This is a genomic window from Lentimicrobium saccharophilum, assembly GCF_001192835.1.
GTDB classification, from domain to species: Bacteria; Bacteroidota; Bacteroidia; order Bacteroidales; family Lentimicrobiaceae; genus Lentimicrobium; species Lentimicrobium saccharophilum.
Genome location: NZ_DF968182.1, coordinates 2416623 through 2439024, shown reverse-complemented (window position 1 = coordinate 2439024; position 22402 = coordinate 2416623). Strand labels below are relative to the sequence as shown.

Annotated in this window: 14 protein-coding genes; 4 read left to right on the top strand and 10 right to left on the bottom strand. The window is 48.4% G+C overall.

Going from position 1 to position 22402, the window contains the following annotated elements; translation table 11 throughout:
* Positions 1-38: 38 nt before the first annotated feature.
* The 10 genes from TBC1_RS09435 to TBC1_RS09390 all read right to left on the bottom strand — a co-directional run bounded on the left by TBC1_RS09435 (position 39) and on the right by TBC1_RS09390 (position 12454).
* Positions 39-1217 (bottom strand): IS4 family transposase, encoded by a 1179-nt coding sequence (locus TBC1_RS09435; protein ID WP_062036967.1) that lies wholly within the window; start codon positions 1215-1217, stop codon positions 39-41.
* Between the two features lie 416 nt (positions 1218-1633).
* Positions 1634-3460, bottom strand: coding sequence for a tetratricopeptide repeat protein (locus TBC1_RS09430; RefSeq protein WP_062041325.1), 1827 nt, complete (start codon positions 3458-3460; stop codon positions 1634-1636).
* A gap of 96 nt (positions 3461-3556) precedes the next feature.
* Positions 3557-4828 (bottom strand): serine--tRNA ligase, encoded by a 1272-nt coding sequence (gene serS / locus TBC1_RS09425; protein ID WP_062041322.1) that lies wholly within the window; start codon positions 4826-4828, stop codon positions 3557-3559.
* A gap of 461 nt (positions 4829-5289) precedes the next feature.
* Entirely contained in the window at positions 5290-6390 is a 1101-nt protein-coding gene (locus TBC1_RS09420; protein ID WP_062041319.1) for an AMP-binding protein, read from the bottom strand.
* Positions 6387-7466 (bottom strand): o-succinylbenzoate synthase, encoded by a 1080-nt coding sequence (locus TBC1_RS09415; RefSeq protein WP_062041316.1) that lies wholly within the window; start codon positions 7464-7466, stop codon positions 6387-6389. The genes TBC1_RS09420 and TBC1_RS09415 overlap by 4 nt, the downstream gene beginning before the upstream one ends.
* A 2-nt stretch (positions 7467-7468) precedes the next feature.
* Positions 7469-8377, bottom strand: coding sequence for a 1,4-dihydroxy-2-naphthoate polyprenyltransferase (locus TBC1_RS09410; RefSeq protein ID WP_062041313.1), 909 nt, complete (start codon positions 8375-8377; stop codon positions 7469-7471).
* A gap of 31 nt (positions 8378-8408) precedes the next feature.
* The gene (menB, locus tag TBC1_RS09405) at positions 8409-9230 is read right to left on the bottom strand and encodes a 1,4-dihydroxy-2-naphthoyl-CoA synthase (RefSeq protein ID WP_062041310.1); all 822 of its coding nucleotides are present in this window, start codon (positions 9228-9230) and stop codon (positions 8409-8411) included.
* Positions 9227-10918: a 2-succinyl-5-enolpyruvyl-6-hydroxy-3-cyclohexene-1-carboxylic-acid synthase gene (gene menD, locus TBC1_RS09400; protein ID WP_062041308.1), complete on the bottom strand. Its 1692-nt coding sequence runs from the start codon at positions 10916-10918 to the stop codon at positions 9227-9229. Before menD ends, menB begins: the two co-directional genes overlap by 4 nt.
* Before the next feature lie 13 nt (positions 10919-10931).
* Complete coding sequence (locus tag TBC1_RS09395; RefSeq protein ID WP_062041305.1) at positions 10932-12029, bottom strand: chorismate-binding protein; 1098 nt, start codon at positions 12027-12029, stop codon at positions 10932-10934.
* Entirely contained in the window at positions 12026-12454 is a 429-nt protein-coding gene (locus TBC1_RS09390; protein WP_062041302.1) for a hotdog fold thioesterase, read from the bottom strand. The genes TBC1_RS09395 and TBC1_RS09390 overlap by 4 nt, the downstream gene beginning before the upstream one ends.
* Positions 12455-12761: 307 nt before the next feature.
* On the opposite strand from TBC1_RS09390, the gene TBC1_RS09385 reads away from it, so the two are divergent.
* From TBC1_RS09385 to TBC1_RS09365, 4 genes are all read left to right on the top strand, one after another.
* A complete protein-coding gene (locus TBC1_RS09385; protein ID WP_062041300.1) occupies positions 12762-14663 on the top strand; it encodes an autotransporter outer membrane beta-barrel domain-containing protein in 1902 nt (633 codons plus the stop codon).
* A 425-nt stretch (positions 14664-15088) separates the two neighbouring features.
* Positions 15089-17512: a carboxypeptidase regulatory-like domain-containing protein gene (locus tag TBC1_RS09380; RefSeq protein WP_062041297.1), complete on the top strand. Its 2424-nt coding sequence runs from the start codon at positions 15089-15091 to the stop codon at positions 17510-17512.
* Between the two features lie 874 nt (positions 17513-18386).
* Positions 18387-20006, top strand: a complete 1620-nt coding sequence (locus TBC1_RS09370; RefSeq protein ID WP_062041291.1) for a hypothetical protein — start codon at positions 18387-18389, stop codon at positions 20004-20006.
* A 76-nt stretch (positions 20007-20082) separates the two neighbouring features.
* On the top strand, positions 20083-21729 hold the full coding sequence (locus TBC1_RS09365; protein WP_082189545.1) for a tail fiber domain-containing protein: 1647 nt from the start codon (positions 20083-20085) through the stop codon (positions 21727-21729).
* The last annotated feature ends 673 nt before the right edge of the window (positions 21730-22402 follow it).

Below are 22402 nucleotides of genomic sequence, written 5' to 3'. Positions count from 1 at the left end.
GAGTTCATTGACGTATTGAAAATCAAAGGTATAGCTTTTCACCTGAAGACGAGACTTGGATCACCTCCACTATGTTTGATCATAATTATGGCGATGATATCCCACATTTCGATCATGAACCTTCTTTTAGCTGTTTTATACCCCAATCCATTAATCTTTTTATAGATCAGAATCAGCATGGAGAGAATAAGGGTCATGTACAAGAGGATCTTAATTCCGTTTTCATTCACACTGATGAAGTGGGAAAAGTTCAATTCCTGCTTAATGAATCTGAAAAAGACCTCAATATCCCACCTTGATTTATAAATTGTTATTATGTCTTTGGCTGGGATAGAGAACATATTGGTAAGAAAGAAGTAAGGATATCCCTTATCATTTATTGCCTGTACAAGTCTAAAAGAATGCTCAACTACTGATGTTCCACTCTTATATAAGTAAACACGTTGATCTTTAAGGATTGTAAGATTTCTTACTTTTTGGTCTTGACTTATCTCAAAATCTTCCAGAGCAATAAATCTTGCATCTGATTTCAGTCTTGTAACAAAAGTGTATTCTTCCTGGTCCAACTTACAGAAAGTTTGTCGGTCAGATACTCCCCGATCAAAAACAAAGACATTGTCTTTGTTCTTGTCAATCACCCTGAATATCGCCTTAGGAATGGTGAGGTTTTCGCTGATATGGCATTGCTGATTAAAAACCTCAACACTACTAGGAAACATATCGGTCAGACAAACAGTATATTTAATCTGCTTTTTACCATCTTTCTTACAGCCAACATGGATCCCATTTTCCAGTTTAGCAGCTGTCTGACAAACCATTGTTGAATCAACTCTGGATAATTTGTAATTCAAAGCCAGATCGTTTTCATCGTAGAGTTGAGAACATTGCTCGTATATAGCTTCATAGGCCTTTCGAAAAAAGTCAACATTCATAGTTGCAAGACGAGCAGATAGAGAGTTATATTTGGTTGTGTTTTTATTTGGAATATTAAACAGCACCTTGTAATGGGTGGAGTTATAAAAATCCTCTAGCGACCTGAGACCAAGACGATCGCTTTCTATCAGTCCAAACAGTAAAAGGCTAAAGACATTCCTGCCATAAAGCTTTTTTACCTGATAATCAACGTTGGTTTCTGAACTCAAATCAGCCAACAAGTCATCAGGTATAAGCTTGAGTAAGTCTTGGACTTTTATACCCTGCTTACAATCTGTTCCCATTGCAGGAACAAATATAAGTCCTTAACAAGTTGATTGTCTTGATTATAGAGAGTTTTTGCCAACAGTGGCAAACATATTTTGTTGATAACCAGCTATTTTCAGACAAACAAAGACATCACTGTTAATTACAATACCTTGTTTTGTTAAAAACCTTTGATTTTCATGATGCCAAAGAACTTTTTGAAATGTCGTTTGATGTTTTGAACACTCCTAATTTTAGATTTCGGATTTCGGGATTTAGATTAGAGAAGATTAGAAATTAGAAATTAGTAATTAGTAATTGATTTCTCAGGCACCCGTAACCATGTGCTGCCGGAGCCACAATCCACAACCGAATGGAGTGAGTTTACCAAAGGTAATCCACTCCCGATAGCCATCGGGACCGCAATCTGCAATCTGCAATCTGCAATCCAAAATCAATTCACCATATCTCCCCTGAGCAACCTGAACCGCTTCCGTGCCTCCACACTGAAAACGCTGCCGGGGTATTTTACCAGCATTTCCTGATAGGCGGCCATGGCTTTGGTGTTATCTTTCATTTGCTCTTCGTACAGCAGGCCAAGGCGGTACTGTGCATCGTCGCCCTGTATGCCTTCGCCGTATTCGCTGATTACCTGCTTGTATAGGGTTTCAGCCTCTGAAAACATGCCCTGCTTCATCCTGATTTCTGCTTTTTTCATCAGCGCGTCGTCGGTGATGGGGTGCCCCGGCCAGGCCTGCAGCAGGGAATCGAGCACCGCAATGGCCGCATCGGGCTGATTACGGTATAGCAGCAGATCGGCCCTGGCATAAGTGCCCAGCTGAACGGTGGAACTGTCCATATCAATATTGTCGCTGATAATCAGCGACATGGCCATGGCGTCGTTGGCGATCAGTTTTGAGGTGGCGGCCTTCAGCACGTCGAGTTGTGCCCTTGCCCAATTGAACTCTCCTATGTAAAATGAAAGTTTCGCGTTCCGGAAACGGGCTTCATGTCCGATCGGTTCATTTTTAAAGGCTTTATCCACCTGCGAATAGAGCAGGGTTGCTTCCCAGGGCTCTCCGGTAAACAGCATGATATCCGCCAGTTCGAGTTTGCATTCTGCCTGCAGCAATTTGTTGTTGTTTGTCAGGGTAATCAGCTCCTCGAGCAGCTGAATGGCTCCTTCGGTGTTGTCGAGGTAGAATGCTTGCAGGTGCGCCAGGTTGCGCATCAGGGGGAATGAGAGGGGGTTGCGGTTGGCTTCATCCAGTGTTTTTACGTACCGCTGCTCAAGATTCTTTAATGCCGGAAGGCTGAGCGGGTAGGTGCGGATAAGTTGCTCGTAATCCGCCCTGAGCAGTTCCACCTTCGATTGTACCACCAGGCCCATATCGCTGGAGCGGTCAATCACATACTGATAAGCTTCAGCGCCGGTTTTGTAGTTCCCGTTATTCACACTGAGTCCGCCAAGGGCAAATACACGGCTGCCGTTTTCATCAAGCCGGCGGTCGAGGGCTCTGGCCTGAATCAGCGCAGCTTCAAAGTCCTTCAGTTGTATGCTCAGCCAGAGCATCATTTCCGACATCATCACGTCATCCGGATTGCTTTGCACTTTCCTGAGCAAGGCCGTTCTGAATGCCTCTGACTTCAATCCTTCCGGATCGTTATTGAGGGAGTTTTGCAACCGGGCCTGCACCTGATTCTGGAATTCAGGATTGGTTTCGAGTAGTCCCAGATATTCTTCGGCCATTTTGTCGAAATTGCCTGAAATCTCATACAGGTTCGACAATTCGAAGCCAAAGGTGTACTGTGGTGCCAGCATCTGCCTCCCTTTCAGGTAGGTGCGGATGGCGTAATCATTTTCGCGCCTCGAGATAAATGAGTTGGCCAGTTCTGCCACCTTGCGCTGCTCGGCGGGCAGGTCTTTGATGGCCTGCTCGAAGATCTTAGCGGCCTTATTGCCCTGATTGGTGCGCAGCAGCAAATAACCCTGATCCACCACATAGCGGGCATCATCGGGAAAACGCCTTGCCTGCTTTTTTACAATTTTCTCAGCCTGGTCAAAATCGTTGAGTTCCAGTAAGCTCTGAATCAGGTAAGTGTAGTTGAAAAGGTTGGGTTTTTCGCCGAAAAGCCGGTCGAAAAGGGCGGCCGCCTTATCAAACTCCTTGTTGTTGTAGTACATCAGCCCAAGTTGCTCATCGGTTACCGCCTGTGCTGATACCGGAATCCTGAAAAGGACCAGACTGACGATGCACAGAAGGATGAAGAGCTTTTTCATAATGTAGCAAATGTTGTCTCTTGCCGTTTCAGGCTATATTGAGAACGATAAAAGCGGGCAAATGTTTTACCCGCCTCCGATTACGGTAACCATTGATTAACGGATGGTGTCGTATCCCGTGTATTTTGCCAGTGCTGACGGGATGCGGATTCCTTCCGGACTCTGGTTGTTTTCGAGCAGCGCAGCCACGATGCGGGGCAGGGCGAGCGCGCTGCCATTGAGGGTATGGCACAATCGGGTTTTCCCGTTTTCATCCTTAAACCTCAGTTTCATGCGGTTGGCCTGGAATGACTCGAAATTGGAAACGGAACTCACTTCAAGCCAGCGTTGTTGTGCAGCCGAGTAAACTTCAAAATCATACGTCAGGGAAGAGGTAAAGCTCATATCGCCACCACATAGCTTTAGTATCCGGAAAGGCAGTTCCAGTTTGCGGAGCAGGCCGGTGACGTAACTGCGCATTTCCTCCAGCGTTTCATAAGATTTTTCGGGGTGCTGAATCTGTACGATCTCCACCTTGTCGAACTGGTGCAGGCGGTTCAGGCCGCGCACATCCTTTCCGTAAGAACCGGCTTCGCGGCGGAAGCAATTGGAATAGGCTACATTTTTCACCGGGAAGTCGCTGCCCTTCAGAATCACATCACGGTAGATGTTGGTAACGGGTACTTCGGCAGTAGGAATAAGGTATAGCTTGTCGAGGTCACAGAAGTACATCTGTCCGTCTTTATCGGGCAGCTGGCCGGTGCCATATCCCGAAGCCTCGTTCACAACCAGCGGGGGCTGGATTTCATAGTATCCGGCTTCAATGGCGTTGTCGAGGAAAAAGTTAATCAGCGCACGCTGCAACCGGGCGCCCTGCCCTTTGTAAAAGGGAAATCCGGCTCCGGTTACCTTGTTGCCCAACTCAAAGTCTATGATGTCGTATTTCGAAGCAAGGTCCCAGTGAGGGATGGCACCTTCATATAACGCAGGTATTTCGCCTTCGCGGTGCACGATTTCGTTGTCTTCGGCGCTTTTACCACGGGGCACTGAGGGATGGGGAACATTCGGCAGTTGCACCAGCAGGTTGTTTTGCTCCTGAAGCAGTCCGTCAAATTTTTCCTGGAGCTCTTTGGCCAGTACTTTTAATGTTGCGGTGCGGGCTTTCAGGTCGCTTGCTTCAGCGGCTTTGCCAGATTTAAAAAGGTCTCCGATCTGCCGGGCCAGGGCATTGGATTCGGCCAGGTTGTCGTCCAGTTCTTTCTGGGCTTCACGCCGGCGAACATCAATTTCAAGAATCTGTTTCAGGATGCCATCCGCATCAACGTTTTTGATGGACAGTCTCGCTGCAGCTTCAGCGGTATTTTCGCGGATATAATTCAGTTCAAGCATGGTTTGGATTTAAAACGGGTGCAAAGGTAATGAGAAAATGAGTTAATGAGTTAATGAGTTAATTTGATGATCATTATTGTCCGATAAACTTTTGAAAGGAGTTATGAGATTACCTTCGGTGAGCTCTCCCGATGGTATCGGGATCGGTTCTTCACTTCACTACGTTACGTTCAGAATGACAATACATTAACGATAATTAAAGGGGGCTTGGTGGCGGAATAGCCGCCACCAAGCCCCCTTCCCTTCAAATCCATGTAAGTCAAAGTCATTCTGAGCGTTAGCTAAGAATCTCATAAATTAACTGGACAACAGTGATTTGATGATTTGCTGATTTGCTGATTTGTTGATTTGAGAATGTGAGGTGGAAATCAGTGGCTGGAGATTATTGAGAGCTGGTTTTCACGTTGTTGAAATCCGGCAAGTTCCGGGAGGGGGAGGCAGGTCTGTGTAGCTTTGATGCACTATAGGCAAAGCAAATGCTTGTATTGTTTCAGGGTTTCTTTCCGGTTAATTTTTCCGCTTTCCGTTTCTGAAAAGACCGGGACTGTAAAAATGCGAAGGGGCGTTTCATCGCGGCTCAGTGCCGCAGCGATGCTCTTTTGCAACAGTTGAAGATTCTCTCCGGGTATTTCAGCGGATTCTATCAGCAGTACCGGCGCCTCTCCGTATTTTTCATGGGGCAGACCGGCTATGAAAAACCTTAGTATAATACACGGGAACAGCTTTTTCTCGATGGATTCGGGCATCAGCTTTTTCCCTCCGCGGTTGATGATGTTGTCGTACCTGCCCAGCCATCTGAAGCGGTTGCCACCTTCCGTTTCAACGAGGTCGTTGGTGGTGATTGTCTGCTCGCTGATCCTCGGGGCATCAATCACCAGGCATCCCCTTGTGTCAGCCATGATGGCGATGTCCGGAAGGGCCGTGTAAAAATCACTCCGTTCAGGTCCGTTGAGGCGGCGCAGGGCGATGTGACTGATGGTTTCCGTCATACCATAGGTTGCGTAAAGGGCGTTGGGCAGTTCCCTGAGCTGTGCTTCAAGCTGCGGGCTGATTTCTCCGCCCCCGATGATGACCGTTCCTATCGACAGGAATGTTTCCCTGCTTCCTTCATCATTCAGGCAGTTGTAGACCTGGGCGGGTACCATTGCCGCAAAATCAGCCCGGAACTTTTTCCCTGCACCTTTCAGCGGATTGCCCGACGGTGGTAGCGAGATGAGGTTCATTTCAGCTACCATCGAACGCACCACCATCATCATCCCGGCAATGGTTCTGCATGAAAGACAAAGCAATGCCTGATGGGCTGATTTAAGGTTCAGTGCATTTATAGTGGCTTCGGCCGATGCCGTCATGGCATTTTTATTCAGCCGTATGGCTTTGGCTGGGCCTGTTGAACCGGATGTAAAAGCAGTGATGTTTTCATCCCCGGAAGTCCACTGTTGCAGAAATTCTCCCAATTCTTTTTCCCATTGGACTGATGAAGCGCACAGTCGTTCAGCCACTGTTTTAAGGGATTTTCCGGAGTACACCCGGCCATTGACGGAGAGGCGGTCGGGAATTTTCATGAACCTGCAGAATGAGGATTGGACAAACCGGTGAAAGTAAGGTCCCATGGTTTTCCGGGCAGGTAATGAAGCACGCCGTTTGCTGCTTCCAGCGGGCCCGGGATGTTGTTGGCGTATAGCGAACCGGTACCCAGCCCCTGCGGCAGGTCGTTGCCGAGGGTGGCTGTCCATTGGGCGATGGCGTTCAGTCCGATGTTGGATTCCAGGGCGGAGGTAATCCACCAGCCGATGCCTTCCCCGGTTGCAAGGTCAATCCATTCACGGCAGGCATAAAAACCGCCCAGCAGGGAAGGCTTAAGGATAATGTACCGTGGTTTGATCTGCTCCAGCAGCTTTTTTTTGCTGTCACTTCCGCAGATGCCGATCAGTTCTTCATCCAGGGCCACCGGGATGGGTGAAGTACGGCAGATTTCAGCCATGATTGATGGGTTACCGTGTTTTATGGGTTGTTCTATGCTGTGAATGGCAAAGTCCGACAAGCGTTTCAGCTTTTCAGCCGCTTCTTCCGCTGAAAAAGCGCCGTTCGCGTCAAGCCTTATCGTTATCCGATCTTCACCGAAGCGTTTTCTGATGCCGGCGATCAGCTTCAGTTCGGTCTCAAAGTCAATGGCGCCTACCTTGATTTTGATCACCCTGTAGCCTGCGGCCAGTTTTTCTTCTATCTGTTGAAGCATGAAGTTTTCATCCCCCATCCAGATCAGCCCGTTGATATTGATGGGCTGTTCGCCTGAGCTGAATGCACTTTCAAACAGTATTCTTTTCCCCCCGCCGGTAAGGTCGAATAGGGCGGTTTCCAATGCGAAGCGGATGGAAGGCCAGCTTTCCAGTCCGGAGATATTCACCGTAGATGTTTGGTTGATTTCTTTGCAGAGGCTGACGATTCTCTCTTCAAAACCGGGCCTGTCGTCAGGACTCAGGCCGGGGATTACTCCGCACTCCCCGATTCCGGTTGTTTCGGGGTTCAGGGTGTCACGGAGCAGTAAAAAATAGCTGTCGCGGTGATGCAGCACGCCCCGCGAGGTGCCTGCCGGCTGCCTGAAGATCAGCCTGTGCCTGTGGTAAGTGGCGCTGAGCATGGCTAAAACAGTATACTGAACCCGAAAATAATCACTGTGGCAAAGGTTGCCATGGCCAGCCGCTTTAGTTGCGGATCCAGCTCAGCGGGGATTTTGTTGCGGAAAACAACGGCAAGATGTCTGGCAAAGAAGAGGGCCATAAGCAGAAAAATGAACTGAAGCGGGTGGTGGTAGTTCAGAATGGTCCACAGGGCAAGGGCTGAAAGGGCGCCAAGAACAAGCAAGGCGTGGTAATATTTTGCCCAACCGCTGCCCATGATAACCACCAGGGTGCGCTTCCCCGAAAGGGCGTCCCCTTTTACATCGCGCATATTGTTAAGGTTGAGTACGGCGGTGCTGAGCAGTCCCAGCGCAGCAGCCGGAAGCCACAGAGCCGCGTTGATGTGGTGGGTGTGCAGATAATAGGTTCCGATGACGCCGGTAAGGCCGAAAAAGATAAATACAAACAGGTCGCCAAGACCGATGTAACCATATGGCTTTGAACCGGCGGTGTACATAATTGCTGCAGCCACCGCGGTAATCCCCAGACCGAGAAAAGCCAGCCATCCGCCTGAAAGGGTAAAGCCGATCCCTGAGCCGATAAGCAGAATCCCCGATATCAGTGCAAGGGCTGCCGTAATAATTACGGCCGTTTTCATTTCCCTGAGCGAAATCGCCCCGCTTTGCACTGTCCTCGCCGGACCGACCCTTTCGGGATTATCGGCGCCGTTCACCGAGTCGCCGTAATCATTGGCAAGGTTACTTAGAATCTGCAGAAAAAGGGTAGTAAGCAGTGCCAGCATGAAGACCAACCAGCTGAAATAGCCGTCATGCCATGCCACGAAACTCCCCATCAGCGAACTGGAAAATGCCAGGGGCAGCGTGCGTGGACGGGTGGCGTGTATCCAAGCCTTGTATTTTTCTTTTTTCATAATTTCTCTTTAACCTTTGATTACCCTGATATCAGGGGAATTTAGGAAATTTCTGAAAATCGGGCTCTCTTTTTTCAAGAAAGGCCCGTTTTCCTTCCTGCGCCTCTTCGGTGAGGTAATAAAGCAGGGTGGCATTTCCGGCCAGCTCCTGTAACCCCGCCTGACCATCCAGTTCGGCATTCATGGCAAGCTTGAGCATGCGCAGCGCCAGCGGGCTGCGTTTCATCATGGTCTTGCACCAGTCAACCACTTCATCTTCCAGCTGATCAAAGGGTACCACCTTGTTCACCAGGCCCATCTCAAGCGCTTCCTGTGCCGAATACTGCCGGCAGAGGAACCATATTTCGCGGGCCTTTTTCTGCCCCACGATGCGGGCCAGGTAAGATGATCCGAAACCGCCGTCGAAACTGCCAACCTTGGGGCCTGTTTGCCCGAAAATGGCGTTATCGGAGGCAATGCTCAGGTCGCACACCACATGCAGCACATGCCCTCCGCCTATCGCGTAACCGTTCACCATGGCCACTACGGGTTTAGGCAGGGAGCGGATCAGCTTCTGCAAATCCAGCACATTCAGGCGTGGAATGCCATCCTTGCCGATGTAACCCCCGTGTCCCTTGATGTTTTGGTCGCCTCCGCTGCAAAAGGCCTTGTCGCCTTCCCCGGTGATCACGACCACACCTACGTTGTCGGCTTCACGGCAATAATGCATGGCATCGATCATCTCTTTGATGGTGTCCGGCGTAAAAGCGTTGCGGTAACGCGGCCTGTTGATGGTGATGCGGGCGATGCCTTCAAAAAAATCAAATCTGATCTCTTCGTACTCTTTTATAGTTGTCCAGTTTCTTTTGGTCATGATACAATGAATTTAAAATAGTTCTTTAATGCCTCCGCACTGCTCACTGCCGGCGTAAAAATCTCCAGCAGGGCAGGCTGGTTGTTGTTTTGTTTCCCGTAAAAGCCGGGGAGTACCTTTAGCAGGGTGGGCTGGTCACCGGCCGAATAGTAGTTTACACCAAAGTTCTTTGCGATGCCTTCAGCATTAAAGCGGTGGCTGGTTTCGATATAGGGTTCCAACTCCTCGTAACGGTCGGGGCCGGGAATGACCCTGAAGATATTTCCGCCTCCGTTATTAATCAGGATGATCCTCAGGGAAGAAGGAAGATGGTTATTCCACAAGGCATTGCTGTCGTAGAAGAACCCTATGTCACCGGTGATCACGGTTACAGGATGTTTGCCAATGGCTGCAGCGCCCGCGGCTGTTGAAACGCACCCGTCGATGCCTGAAGTACCACGGTTCGACCAGGTTGCATACCGCGAAGCTTCATCAAAAAGCTGGGCATAGCGAATGGGGGTACTGTTGCCGAGATGAAGATGAGTATCATCAGGAATCTGCCGGAAGAGGGTTTCAAATACCGTAAGGTCTGAGAAGAATGCGTTTGCTAAATAATCGCCGTGTTTTATGAGGTGACGCTCCGAAAGCAATTGCCAGCATGCACGGTAATCGCTTTGTGCGGGTGTAACAACTGCTGCCAGCTGCCTGATAAAGACCGCGGCCTCCGACGGAATGGTGAGCGTAAGCGACTGGTAGGTGTCCAGGTGGAAGTCGTCAGGGTCCGGATTGATGTGCCAGTGCTGTGCAGGTTTCATCTTCCTGAGCAGGGCTTTCACCTTTTTTGAGACTACCGCTGCTCCGAAGGTAAGCAGAATGTCAGGGGTGTAGCCGGGTAGTTGCTCATCGGTGATGCCTTCTATGGTGCGGTCGATGCAACGAATGCTGCCGGGGACGTGCAGGTTGGAGGTTGTTTCGGTGAATACGGCCACCGATGGATCGTCGGCGAGTTGACAGAGCCAGTGCTTCAGATCGTGACCGGGCGGCAACTGTCCGGCAAGGATCAGCTTCGACCCGGCTTTGTTCCATTGTGCGACCAACTCTTGCAGCGCGGATTCCGGAATGCGGTGTTCCACCTCAATCAATTTATTGATTCTTATATCCCCGGGCTCCGGATTTAGCTGCAGATCGTAGAGGGGCTCGGCAAGGGGCAGATTAAGATGTACAGGACCGCGGGCGGGGAAAAGGGTACGGTCAACCGCTTCGTTTACCATCCGGCTGAAATGCCAATGGTTTGCGGGTGTTGAATTATTGACGGGAAGATGAAAGCTCTTGCGTATGAAATTGGAATAAACCTCTTGTTGCCTGATGGTCTGTCCGTCGCCCTGATCTATCCATTCCGCCGGCCTGTCGGCGGTAATCACAAGCAGGGGCACTTTTTGATAATAGGCCTCGGCCACAGCAGGGGCATAATTCAGGGCAGCCGATCCCGAGGTACAGAGCAGGGCAACCGCACGACCGAGCTGCTGGGCCATCCCCAGGGCGTAGAAACCGGCACTCCGCTCGTCGGGTATGCTGGTAAGCTTCAGCCTGCCGCTTCTGCTGAAGGCGATGATAGCCGGGGCATTGCGCGAGCCAGGCGATACCACTGCATGGGTAATTCCTTTTTCAGCGATGATGGCGGCCAATAAACTCAGATGTTCCTGACTCATTTCCGGAGATAGGTTAAAAGTATGCTAAATTCTGTATTTTTCCGATAGCAGTCAACATGGTCTGGCTTTTAAGCACGGTTTCCTCCCATTCCGCCAGCGGGTCAGAGGCTGCTGTAATGCCCCCGCCTGCATAAACAAACGCCTTATCCTGAAATATCTGCATACAACGGAGGTTAACATAAAAGGCAGCCTGTTTCTCTGACTTAACAGGGCCGAGAAACCCGGTATAAAAACTCCGGTCATATTTTTCGGTGTTCCTTATCATGTCAAGCGCTGCGATTTCAGGCCAGCCGCAGACAGCAGGGGTGGGGTGAAGGGCTTCGAGCAGTTTGCCCTTGTTGTCATCTTCAATAATTGCTTTGAATCCGGTTTTCAGGTGAACGGCCATCCCGGCAGTGATGGTTCCGGTTTCAGAACGGGAGACATCATTGCACCCGGAAGCTGCTAATTTTTCTTCAATATGTCTGCAAACCCATTCATGCTCGTCCATTTCTTTGCTTGTCCAGGCCCGTGAACCGGCATCACGGGTTCCGGCCAGCGCCATGGTGGTGACCGTTTCGTTTTCGATCCTGAGCAGTAACTCAGGAGAAGCACCGGTCCACAATCCGTAGCCGGGGATCCAGGCCAGGTAAACAAAGGCTGAAGGATAATCGATGCACAACTGCTCAAACAGCGGGATGGAGAGCCCGGCTTCCCGGAACGGAATCTCAATGGGCCGCGATATTACTGCTTTATCCGCTCTTCCTGAATTAATTCCTGAGATCACCTGTCTGAGTTTTTCAATATATTCCTCCTTGCCCGGCGCTGTGATCCTGCATTCAGGAACCGGAGATGCTTCCTGACGTCCGATCCCGGGGTCAGTGAATTGTGTTCCGCTAAGGGTAAATTCAGCATCCAGAAACAACGGCGGAAGTGATTTCAGAAAAGGGGAGATGATAAACCCGGATTTACCGTTGAACACTTCACGGATGTGCGGGATTTCATAAAAACCTTTGGTACTGATGATGCTTTCCGGGGTTGTTTCACCCGGAAGCCTGTAGGAAACAAAAGCAGTTTGAGTACCCAGCAGATGCTGCTGCAGCGCTTTCAGCGTTATCGATCCTCCGTTCATTCCCCTTTATTTTCTTCCTGTTCAATCACCATAATGGTGAGTCTGGAGAGGCAGACCAGCGCACCGGCATCGTTGTGAATTTTTACCTCCCAGATGTGCAGCCGCCGGGAACGCATCACCAGGGTGGCTTTGCCATGCACATGCCCGTCTTTCACCTTGCGGATATGGTTGGCATTGATTTCAATGCCCACGATGGCGTGCTTACGGCCCATGATCGCCACCGAACCCATGCTGCCCAGCGTTTCGGCAAGCGCTGCCGAAGCGCCGCCATGCAAAAGACCTGCCGGCTGTACCGTGCGGTGATCGACCGGCATGGTACCACAGATGTAATCCGGGCCCACTTCAGTATAAATAATGCCAAGCTGCTCCATCAGCGTTCCGGCCGACATTGCATTCATGGCTTCAAGACTTATGTTGGTAAGCATAGGCTGAGTAATGTGAATCTATTAACAATCTAATATTTTAATGGTTTGCGAATTTGGGGATATTACCGGGAGATTGCAAGTATGAGGAGCATATTTATTTTATTCATTGAGATACAAATCCATTATTAAGTGCTTGATTTTAAGTGTCAGATTCCTTATCTTTGATAAATTGACCCGGTATCCACTTCTTATTACCTGCTTCAAAGTCTCCGCAATCTGACTCATTTATCCACCGGTCATTAACCTTTCTTTGTTTTCCACAATAACTCATTTTAGTTTTCTATTAACGCAAATAATCCAACTGGTTATGAAAACAGGAATTTTCCTTTTTCTGGTGTTGCTGACTATTGGTTTGCAAGCCCAGGTTGCAGTCAACACCGATGGTTCGACCCCCGATAATTCAGCCATGCTGGATATTAAGTCAACTTCCAGAGGGGTTCTGGTTCCCCGCATGACGCAGTCACAGCGCAATGCCATTGCCAGTCCGGCTACCGGTCTGATGGTCTTCCAGACGGATAATTCACCCGGGTATTATTATAATGCAGGAACTCCTGCAACACCTTCGTGGGTGCTTTTTGGCAGCAATGCCGGCACCTTTAGCCAGTGGATAACCAACGGAAGTAATATTTACTACAATAGCGGGAATGTTGGTATTGGCACTGCTTCGCCGGTTGCCGGAGTTCAGGCGGTCAGCCCGGCTTATGATGCCCGGCTGGCTGCTGCCAGTCAGGCTGTTTACGGGGAGCATTCAATTTCCGGAAGTTATGGCTGGCTTGGGGCCTCAAATGAGGGAGGATATGGCTATAGTGAAAATGGTTATGGATTACGCGGTAACACAACCAATGGCTATGCGCTTTATGGCATACATTCTGCTTCCGGAAACAGCGGCTGGATCGGAGCAGCAACGGAAGGGGTTTATGGCAGCAGTGCGGCAGGGGCAGGAGTTAAGGGCAATACTTCCACCGGTTATGCCATTCAGGGCAATGCAACCGGAGCCGGTTTTGCCGGCCATTTTACCGGAAAGACCTATGTTGGCGGTAACCTTGGGATCAATGAAACAAATCCAAACCGTCCTTTATACGTTTGTCAGTCACTCGCCGGTCTTGCTTATCCGCTGAAGATTGAAAACAAAAATGAAACTGTCAATGAAGCTGCAGCCGGAATCCTTTTTTCTGCAGGGGGTTCAGGAACCAATTTAGCGGGGAAAGGCGCTTTGGCCTATATTTATAATGGTTCCTGGAACCGGGGATCCTTTTTGTTTTTACAGAATTCCGAGACCAATGCGAACAATCCCACCTTAAGTAATGCCGTGATGGCCATCACCAATAGCGGAAATGTCGGAATTGGAACAACAAATCCTTCAGGAAGGCTTGAAGTGGCTTCTCTGACCGGTCCGCAACTTGTGATCAACGGTGTGTCAACCAACCCCGACCGGCCCGGAATCAGGTTCCTCAATAATTACATTCACTTTATTTCCGGAGACGATGTGTCGGATGAATACTTCGGATTTTATTCAACCTTCAGCAGCACAAGGGCATTTGATGCAAAACTGGCTGTGCATGGTAAAGCATCCGCCAGCTGGGGCACTTACATATCATTGAAACACGATGGTACCAGGGGAATTATTGATACCGATCTGGGAGATATTAACCTTCAACCGGCTGCCAACCTTCAGTTGCAACCGGCAGGCAATGTGGTTTCCACAAGGCCTACTACCATCAATAACAATTTAACCGTGAACGGGGACCTGAATGTATCGGGCGATATTAATACTTCAGCAAGAACAGCCTATAGAATAATTCCTCCTGCTGCTTTTGTTTGTTATGACAATGGCAAAGAGTATTTGAACAGGGGAGACCTGATTTCAGCCACAGATATTTTGAACGACTGGGTTTCTTTTTACGCACCCTTGTACCTTCCTCAAGATGTCACGATCACAAATGTAACCTCCTACTGGATGGATAATTCTACCGGCAGTGCAACAATAATTCTTTACAGAATCAGCCTTGCTTCAGGAGGCGGAAACATTATGTCGGAAAATGATACTTACTGGCAAAGCACACAGAGGAATTATCTTTCCGACAATACAATAGATACTCCTGTAATCGACAATCAGAATTATATGTATTTTTTTCAAATGCATTTAAATAGCAATATGTATTTCTATGGGGTAAGAATCGAGTATACCTATACGCAGCTCAATCATTAGTTGATCAGTGGAAGTTTTTCATTCTGCCTTAATTAGTGAGTTGTCATGGATAAGTTCTTGTGTGCAAAACATATTATTTCCCAATAATAATTGCACTATATGCTGTTGTGAAAAGTATTAAAGGATGCTTCTCTTTGTTATTGGCCTGTTGTTTAATTGGATTCAGAGAAATGCGCATGCATTAGATGGCAAGGAGGCTTTATTAAATATGCCAGTATACTATTTCTGGCTGATTTCAGATTGTCATTATATATTGTTTGCATTTTTTATGCTGCCATTCCCGAAAAAATGAGTAGTTTTGCCTGACGACACTCCTTCTCTGTAAAATAATTTTACCTCCCCCAATAGCGGGGCGGTTTTTTTTTGCCGGGAGGCGAACAAAATCCAGCGATCAAACTCTAATTACTCATTTAACTCTTTTTACTATGAAAAAGCTGTTTACACTCATTTTCGCACTCGCTACACTGCTGGTGCAGGCGCAGTTCAGCACCCCGGGAACCGGGGTTGTGTGGAACCTCGATTCCCTTGTTAACAATTCGGCCGGGGTGGTTACCTGGAACGACGATCACTATGAAATCACCAACACAGTGACCATTGCTGCAGCCGACGCCCTCAATATTTTTGAGGATGTCACGGTTGTTTTCCATGACCTTGCCGGGATAGAATCGGAAGGTGCCCTGACCATCGATGCACCTGTAAAAGCTACCTTTACTGCCATCGACAGCACTTCAACCAATAAGTGGCGCGGTTTTAAACTTGTTGCCGGACACATCACCCATATCCGCAATGCAGAGTTTCTCTTCGGTGGGGGAATACGGTCCCAAACAGGTATTTTCACCGTTGAAGGAAGCAAATTCTACAAGAATTTCTACAAAAGCGGTTCAACATCAGGCTCCTATGCTTCCAGCGCAGCAGTTGATCTTTCAGGCTACGGGGAGGTCATTAACTGCAGTTTTATACTGAATCAGCGCGGAGCAGTGGCTTCAGGTTCAAACGTTGGAACCAAAGCAATTATCCGGAACAATTATATGTTCGGAAATACCACCGAAAACAGCAACCGCCCGCAGATCAACATGGGCCCTGCCGGTGAGGGAGATACTACGTTTATCATTGGAAACACTGTAATCGGTAACGGTTCAACCAATGCCGGGGGTATCGCGTATTCTTCACTGCTGGGAGTCCCCGGAAGTGTCGTGATCGACTCCAATACCGTGGACCTGAACCGCTATGGCATCACCCTGACCGGAAGCCCGATCAGCGGAGCAATCCGGCATAACATCATTACCGATAACAACATCCAGAACAATCCCAACCTGGGAGGAAGCGGAATCAACCTTACGGCAAGCAACTCATCTGCAGATCAGGATGTGATTGTTACCGGAAATGTAATCTCCGGAAACCTTTGGGGCATAACCATTATCGGGTATCCCCGCGTCAATATGGGGAATGCAGATCCTGCAAATTTCAATCCCGGCGGAAACCAGTTCTCAAATAATGGAAATGGTGGCGTGCTGTACGACCTTTTCAACAACGGCCCGGTTGAGCAGTATGCCATGTTCAATCAATGGGGTGTAGCGACCCAGGATTCAGCCAGTATCGAAGGGGTTGTTAACCACGTCGTGGACGATCCCGCGCTGGGCAGGGTTCACTTTATGCCGGCTTATCAGTTTCAGACATATTTTACCGTTGAGAGTGAATCCGGTGAACCGCTTGCAGGCGTTGAAATAGCCATTGACGGTCTCGCTGAAAGCCTGGTAACGGATGCGCAGGGCGGCGCCTTTGCCATGATGACGCCCGGCAACTATACCTATACGGCCATTCTGGAGGGTTATGCTAACAATAACGGTACTTTTGAGGTGGGTACTTCTGCTACGGAGGTCGTTATTGTTATGAACCTCCCGAGATATCTGCTCAGTTTTTATATTTATGACGAGTCATTTGCACCTGTTGAAGGGGCTTTCATTGATGTGGACGGAAACGTGCTGCTGACAGCCGCCAATGGTACGGCTTCCATAGAGGTGATGAACGGAATGTATCCTTATACGGTTTCAAAAGAAGGTTACTATCCTGTGAATGGTGAAGCTGTGGTTCAGGACAGCAACTCAGAACTTGCCATTCAGCTTAACAGCACCTCGGTACCCACCTATACCCTTTCATTCCTGGTTACCGATCCTGACGCCACACCCCTTGAGGCTGCCCTGATTGAAATTCCCGGGCAACAGTCGCTCACCACGGGCGCCGACGGCACGGCATCTGTCAATCTGCCTGACGGCGATTATACCTATACCGTATCCCTCGAAGGGTATGTTTCAGGCAGTGGCAGCGTTACCATCAATGGGGCCGCAGAAGAAGTTGTCGTGGTGCTTGAACCTGTTGCCCCCGAAACCTGGATGCTTACTTTTACGGTAAGTGCTCAGGCAGGCGTGCTTGAGGGTGTTGAAATCAATATCAACGGCACTTTGCTGATTACCAGCGAAGAAGGCGTTGCGCAGATTGAGCTCCCCGATGGAGTGTATCCTTACACAGCTGCTGCGCCGGGATTCGATTTCTACGAAGGCAGTGTAACCATTTCAGGCGCTGATGTGGAAGAGGTAATCTTTATGACCACTGGTCTGGAGATTAGTCCTGTGGCCGGTTTGCGTGTTTATCCAAATCCGGTTACCGACCGCCTTTACATTGAAGGTGCCACCCTGGCCGAAGCCACCCTTTATGCCCTCGATGGCAGGCAGCTGATGCAACAGCAACTGAGCGGCAATGCCATGGATCTCGGTAACCTGAAGTCCGGAACATACCTCCTGCGGATTGTTTCAGGCGGCAATGCTTCAGTAGTGGTGATTGTCAAGGAATAATCTTTTGTATTTTTTTTGAAAAGGTCTGCTCCGGCAGGCCTTTTTTTATCCCTGATCAATATTTATTCAGCGCGATGATTATTCTGCAGAACGGCTGTGATAGCAAGCGCATAAACCCTTCAGGCCCGCGCTGCTTTTCTGATTTGATATCAACCAAACTTTATATTTTATATCCTGGCATTCCACGAAGGCCTGATTTTCTCTGCTGATTTATGTTTCAGCAGGCCGGCCTTGTGACCTGAAAGAAACATATTCGGATACACCATAGTCCGGATAAAATGAAGAAAGAATTTGCCACAAAGACCCAAAGACACTAAGTGTCACTAAATGAGAAAAACAGGTTTTGTGCAACCTGGTGCCATAGTGCCACTTCGGCAGGCTCAGTACATCGCTTAGTGGCGAAATATTTAGAAGTAAGTTACATGCTGCAACAATGTTCTGAAACCAACACCAATAAAGCATTCCGGTCAAATTATAATATTTTCCCAGGACAATAATGATCGGCTATTAGTTTTAACGCTGATATTCCCGATACGTTATCTCTTCAATAGAGAGGGTTTTACCAGGCAGAAAGTTGCGCGGCAGATTGAAATTATAAAGCCTGCCGGTATAATTCTTCTGAGAAAATGTTGTTGCCGGCGCCTCAGACAAAGAATAACACATCAGCCCGTCTTTATAATGCCGGATTTCGTTCAAAACCCTTGATTATTTGAGTCTTATTTCTTATATTTATAGCATTGGAATCCGGTATTCCACGCTCCTCACCTGTTCTGCAATTTCCGCAATCTGGCTCATCACGCTGCCGGTCATCATGCTTCATTTCCAGTTTCTGATCTTCTGAGAAATTTCTGCTTTTAATGTTAAGCGTTTGATTATGAAAACAAGAATTGCATTGCTGTTGCTTTTACTGGCTGCAGGTTTGCAGGCCCAGGTCGCCATCAATACCGATGGCAGCGCACCCGATAATTCGGCAATGCTGGATGTAAGATCAGGCTCCAGAGGGGTATTAATCCCGGGGATGCCCTATTATGCTGTCAGGGAGATCGAAAGTCCGGCGCATGGCTTGCTGGTGTTTCAAACAGATTGTATTCCAGGCTTGTATTTTAATGCAGGTACCCCTGAAATTCCTTCCTGGGAAATGGTGGGCTTTAATGCAACAGACCATGGCTCCATCACCGATGCCGACGGGGATACCTTTATTACAACGGATGAGGGCCCGGACCAGGACATCATCCGGTTCTACTCCCGAAACGCGAACCATGTCTGGATCGACAGCAACAGGCTGGTGGTGAGCAGTGGTTATTGCAACATTTTTATCGGTGACAGTTGCGGAACCTTTAACACAACGGGCAGCAGCAATCTTTTCATCGGGTTCAATGCAGGTGCCAAAGCCAATATCGGGGTGGACAATGTTGCACTCGGGAGCTTCGCAGGTTACAATAACCATCATCATTATAACACATTTGTCGGAGCCTGGAGCGGAAGAAACAACTACACCGGCTGGAACAACACATTTCTCGGTTATGAAACGGGTTTCGAAAACCTTACGGGAAGGCATAATGTGTTTATCGGTTACAGGACGGGTTATCACAATACAGATGCTGAAAACAATACATTCGTAGGTACTGAGTCGGGCTTCAGCAACAGCACAGGCGTTAACAATGTTTATGTGGGCAACCATGCCGGCCGAAACAATGAAACCGGAAACCATAATGTTTTCATCGGTTACATGGCCGGCATAAATGAAACAGGTTCCAACAGATTGTATATATCAGGTTCCGGGACTGATAATCCGCTTATATACGGAATCTTCGATGAAGAGATACTGATGTTCAATGCCAGGCGGATAGAAATCAACTCGGCCGACAGCAATGTGATACTCGGGTCCCGTTCAGGTGCGCTGACAACCGGGGCTTACAATGTATTTGTCGGTGATCTGGCAGGAGAGGATAACACCACGGGAGCGCAGAATGTATTCACCGGAGCCATGAGCGGAAAGGACAATGTGTCGGGTAGCATGAATGTATTTCTGGGGCCGTATGCCGGTGGACGGAACACGGAAGGTTCGCGCAACACCTTTGTGGGATCCTACGCGGGAGCAAACAATTCTACCGGATGGAGGAACACTTATATCGGACTTTCGGCAGGCTACCTGAACAGCACCGGCCATTATAACACATTCATCGGACGTGGTGCCGGATACAACAATTCGGAAGGAAGCGGCAATGTTTTTATCGGCAGTCTGGCAGGTTTTAACGAAACCGGATCGGATAAACTTTACATTTCAAATTCAGATACCCTTTCTCCGCTTGTATATGGTGAGTTTGACAACCCTCTGCTTAGGTTTCACGGGCGGGTTGAAGTGGTAGATCATGATGTGTATGTAACAGATGCAACCAAAGGGATTATTCTCAGATCTCCCGACGGGCAGTGCTGGCGGGTGATTGTTGACAACGAAGGCTCACTTTCCGCTTCACCGGTGGTATGTCCTTAACGGATGAATCGGGGGGGGTGATTCTTAAACTTTTAAAATGAGTTGATTAAGAACCTAACTTTCAAAATACTTAGTCATGAGAACGTTTGTATTGTTTCTAATGCTCCTGGTTGCTGATATTTCCCTGGCCCAGGTCGCCATCAACACCGATGGCAGCGCACCTGACAACTCAGCGATGCTGGATGTGAAAAGCGAATCAAAAGGAGTGCTTGTTCCCCGGATGACGCTAGCACAAAGGGATGCGATTACAGCACCGGCAACCGGGTTGATAATTTATCAGACTGATAATATGCCGGGCTATTATTATAACGGCGGAACGAGCGGTTCTCCGGCCTGGGAGAAGGTTGGCGGATTGACACTCCCTTATTCGGGTGATATAAATTCAGTTGGTTACGGATTCTCTGTAACCAATCTGTTGGAGCATGCAATCATTGGTCAGGCATCAAACGCAACAGGATTCGTATTCGGAGTAACGGGGATTTCCAATTCGTCAAACGGCAGAGGAGTTTATGGAAGGGCTGCCTCACCTACAGGTACCACAAGCGGTGTGCATGGTGTTGCCTGGTCTCCTGAAGGATATGGTGTTATGGGTTATGCTTCATCAGTTACCGGAATAAATCATGGAGTTTACGGTTTATCACACTCTTCGGACGGGATGGGTGTTTATGGTGAAGCGGAGGCAATTTCGGGAACAAACTACGGAGTATTTGGCCGGTCCAATTCACCAGATGGATATGGCGTTTATGGTGAAGGTCGTTACGGGATAAAAGGCATCAGTGATACCTCCCCCGGAATCGGTGTTTTTGGCGAAGCTACATCGGCCACAGGGTATGTCAGCGGCGTTTATGGAAAATCGGCAGCGGCCCAGGGACAGGGCGTATTTGGATGGGCTACATCAACAACCGGGTCCAATTCGGGAGTATATGGCACAACATCTTCGGTAACAACAGGCCGTGCCATATTTGGAGAGGTTTTGGCAACCACAGGCGAATCGCGTGGCGTTGAGGGAAAAGTAACTTCTGCTTCCGGTTATTCCGGATTTTTCACAGGTGGGCGCTTTTATACCAATTCCAATGTAGGAATCGGTACTGCCTCCCCTGAATGGCAGTTAGTTGTCCAGGCCCCTGATAATGGCAGCCGTCCGATGATCGTTTGCAGGAACAGCGATGGTAATGACCGGGTGCAGTTAAGACAGACAAGCAATGGCTCGGGAGCCTTTTACCTTTGGAACGCTGACAATACAAATACAGTTTTTCTTTACGGGAATGGTAACAACTTCATCAATAGCGGAAACCTCGGGATAGGAACCACATCCCCTGCTTACAAACTGCAGGTTGGCGAAGCCGGCGACGGCACACAGGCCCGCGCAAACGCATGGAACCTTTTATCCGATGTCCGGCTTAAGAAAGGCCTTTCAGCAATTGATGATCCCCTTGAAAAAATTCTGAAAATCAATGGTTATTATTACTTCTGGAATACCGGCACTGATCAAAGCAGGCAAATCGGTTTCTCGGCACAGGAAATGATAGATGTACTTCCCGAAGTAGTATCGCAGGGTGAAGACGGATACTTGTCCATAGAGTATGGGAAAATGACTCCACTGTTAATTGAATCCATCAAAGAATTAAAAGCAGAAAACGAAAAATTGAGAAAGGAAAATGAAAATTTGCTTCTGAGGATGGTAAACATAGAGAAACTGTTACTGCTCAGCGTTGAAAAGTAGCAGATGCGACTTTTGAGCGGTAACAGCATAAAAACCAGCATTAAGTAATATGGATCATGTATGGGTTAAACATATAAAAATCAATAAACCGGGACAAGGATAGTTCCTGAAAAAAAGAACGGGAAGAGACGGATCATCCAAGATAAATGATCCTGTGTGTTCGGATACTGAGGGAATGTTCTCAGGTATGAATATGCCATTGACAATGAGCATTGTTCATGGTTGTGACGGTAAATAGGGCAGTAGACAACGGATGGCATTCATAGTCAGGTTTCTCCCTCCGTTCGCAGCAAACTGTATGCTAACTTCTGAGCCTTACCGGGAAGTATACGGCGGTGCCTGGTGGTGTGCCGGATCGTAAAACCTGCTTTCAGTTTTATTACATAAGAATGGCCAGGCCTGTCGTGAATATGATGCGGCAATATACGGTTTACTATTACTAAGCCGAAGCTTGCAATACATTGATAACCAGGCTTTAAAAATGTATTTGGTTTTTCAGTCAGGGGCGATCCTTGTGATATTCTTTCTTTAAAAAAAACTTGCATTTTTCGGCAACTATTCGTACCTTAACCACTTTATAATCATAGTGCCCTGGGTACCTTGTTTTCGAACAGGCAAGTTTACTTCCCGCCTTCTTCTTGCGCTTTCTTCCCGCCTTTCATTTTAATGGTTT

Excerpts from the sequence above, each read along its gene's own strand:
- TBC1_RS09435 (WP_062036967.1), bottom strand. The coding sequence starts at position 1,217 with ATGGGAACAGATTGTAAGCAGGGTATAAAAGTCCAAGACTTACTCAAG.
- TBC1_RS09430 (WP_062041325.1), bottom strand. The coding sequence starts at position 3,460 with ATGAAAAAGCTCTTCATCCTTCTGTGCATCGTCAGTCTGGTCCTTTTC.
- serS (WP_062041322.1), bottom strand. The coding sequence starts at position 4,828 with ATGCTTGAACTGAATTATATCCGCGAAAATACCGCTGAAGCTGCAGCG.
- TBC1_RS09420 (WP_062041319.1), bottom strand. The coding sequence starts at position 6,390 with ATGAAAATTCCCGACCGCCTCTCCGTCAATGGCCGGGTGTACTCCGGA.
- TBC1_RS09415 (WP_062041316.1), bottom strand. The coding sequence starts at position 7,466 with ATGCTCAGCGCCACTTACCACAGGCACAGGCTGATCTTCAGGCAGCCG.
- TBC1_RS09410 (WP_062041313.1), bottom strand. The coding sequence starts at position 8,377 with ATGAAAAAAGAAAAATACAAGGCTTGGATACACGCCACCCGTCCACGC.
- menB (WP_062041310.1), bottom strand. The coding sequence starts at position 9,230 with ATGACCAAAAGAAACTGGACAACTATAAAAGAGTACGAAGAGATCAGA.
- menD (WP_062041308.1), bottom strand. The coding sequence starts at position 10,918 with ATGAGTCAGGAACATCTGAGTTTATTGGCCGCCATCATCGCTGAAAAA.
- TBC1_RS09395 (WP_062041305.1), bottom strand. The coding sequence starts at position 12,029 with ATGAACGGAGGATCGATAACGCTGAAAGCGCTGCAGCAGCATCTGCTG.
- TBC1_RS09390 (WP_062041302.1), bottom strand. The coding sequence starts at position 12,454 with ATGCTTACCAACATAAGTCTTGAAGCCATGAATGCAATGTCGGCCGGA.
- TBC1_RS09385 (WP_062041300.1), top strand. The coding sequence starts at position 12,762 with ATGAAAACAGGAATTTTCCTTTTTCTGGTGTTGCTGACTATTGGTTTG.
- TBC1_RS09380 (WP_062041297.1), top strand. The coding sequence starts at position 15,089 with ATGAAAAAGCTGTTTACACTCATTTTCGCACTCGCTACACTGCTGGTG.
- TBC1_RS09370 (WP_062041291.1), top strand. The coding sequence starts at position 18,387 with ATGAAAACAAGAATTGCATTGCTGTTGCTTTTACTGGCTGCAGGTTTG.
- TBC1_RS09365 (WP_082189545.1), top strand. The coding sequence starts at position 20,083 with ATGAGAACGTTTGTATTGTTTCTAATGCTCCTGGTTGCTGATATTTCC.